This is a genomic window from Phenylobacterium sp. (assembly GCF_035944335.1).
GTDB lineage: Bacteria > Pseudomonadota > Alphaproteobacteria > Caulobacterales > Caulobacteraceae > Phenylobacterium.
The window spans coordinates 1-1514 of sequence record NZ_DASZBG010000111.1; the positions used below are offsets into that span (position 1 = coordinate 1).

General features: G+C 70.0%; 3 protein-coding genes. 2 read left to right on the forward strand and 1 reads right to left on the reverse strand.

Annotation, left to right across the window (positions count from 1 at the left end; genetic code table 11):
- Both VGT80_RS17340 and VGT80_RS17345 read left to right on the forward strand, forming a co-directional pair.
- The coding region (locus tag VGT80_RS17340; protein WP_327457910.1) for a urate hydroxylase PuuD at window positions 1–559 on the forward strand (559 nt) is incomplete at its 5' end.
- Window positions 560–621: 62 nt separating this feature from the next.
- Complete coding sequence (locus VGT80_RS17345) at window positions 622–1290, forward strand: squalene/phytoene synthase family protein (RefSeq protein WP_327457911.1); 669 nt, start codon at window positions 622–624, stop codon at window positions 1288–1290.
- Here the strand turns inward: VGT80_RS17345 and VGT80_RS17350 are convergent.
- On the reverse strand, window positions 1287–1514 hold a 228-nt coding region (locus VGT80_RS17350; protein WP_327457912.1), incomplete at its 5' end, for a hypothetical protein. The genes VGT80_RS17345 and VGT80_RS17350 overlap by 4 nt on opposite strands.

A 1514-nucleotide genomic window follows, 5' to 3' on the forward strand; every position in this document is an offset into this window, starting at 1 on the left:
GAGCTTCATTCTCGCGCTGGTGATCATCGCGGGCTACCGCATGCATTACGGCTCGTTCGACGCGATCTTCTGGCAGGCGGTGTTCCGCTGGCTGCACGTGACGTTCGGGATCATGTGGATCGGCCTGCTCTGGTACTTCAACTTCGTGCAGACCCGGAAAATGCCGGAAATCCCGGCCGAGCTGAAGCCGGCCGTCTCCAAGTACATCGCGCCCGAGGCCATGTTCTGGTTCCGCTGGTCGGCGCTGTTCACTTGGGTGATGGGCGTCATCCTCGCCTACAATCGCGGCTACCTGCTGCAGGCGATCACGCTCGGCAACGGCTTCCATGTGCCGCAGACCGCCTTCATCGGCCTGGGCATGTGGCTGGCGACGATCATGTTCATCAACGTCTGGGCCTTCATCTGGCCGGCCCAGAAGATCGCCCTCGGGCTGGTGGAGGCCGACGCCGACGCCAAGGCCGCGGCCGGCCGCAAGGCGATGATCTTCTCGCGCATCAACACCTTCCTGTCGGTGCCGATGCTGGTCACCATGACCATGAACCAGACGATCTTCGGCTGATCGCCGAACCCATCTAGGATCGGAAGGCCCGCCCTACGGCGGGCCTTTTGATTTTGAGGCCCATGGACGACGCGCCCGAAGACGATGCCGGCGATCTCGACGCCCTGGTCCGCCGGGTGGATCCGGACCGCTGGATGTCCAGCCGGTTCATCGCCGATGCTCAGGCGCGCGCCGACGTCATCACCCTCTACGCCTTCGACCACGAGCTCGCCCGCGCGCCCAAGGTCGCCTCCAACCCGCTGATCGGCGAAATCCGCCTGACCTGGTGGCGCGAGGCCCTGGAGGAGATGTTCGAAGGCCGGCCGGTTCGCCGCCATCCCACGGCCCAGGCGCTGGCCGAGGTCATCGCCCGGCGGGGCCTGGCCCGCGACGCCCTCGAGGCCCTCGTCGAGGCCCGCTACCGCGAGCTCGATCCCGCGCCCATGGCCGAGGCCGAGGCGCTCGTCTGGGCGAGGGACTCGGGCGGCCAAGTCGCGGCGCTGGCGGCGGCGCTGCTCGATCGCGCGGGCGACGCTGAGGCGGCGCGCGCGGCCGGCGCCGCCTGGGCGCTCGGGCGGCGGCACGATCCGCTGTTCGCAGCCGAGTTGGTCCAGGCCCGGGTCGCCGTGCGGCGGCTCAGCGCGAGCGCCTTTCCCGCCGTCGCGCACGCGGCCCTGTCAGGCCGCCCGCACGAGGGCGACGTCACGAAATACCTGAAGCTGACCTGGGCGGTCGCCCGCGGGCGGATCTAGCCCCGTCGGCGTCCAGGCGCCGTCGCCCAGAACAGCACCGCCTCCAGGCCCAGGAAGGCGATCACCGGGGCGGTCGCCCCGACCGGTCCTGCGACCTCGCCGCCGAACCGGCTCGCCACATAGACCAGGATGATCATGCTCATCGCCATGCCGGGCGCGCCCAGCCCCCGCGCCGCGGCGCTGCGGTGGTAGCCGAGCCAGAAGGCGAAGCGCGCCAGCACCCA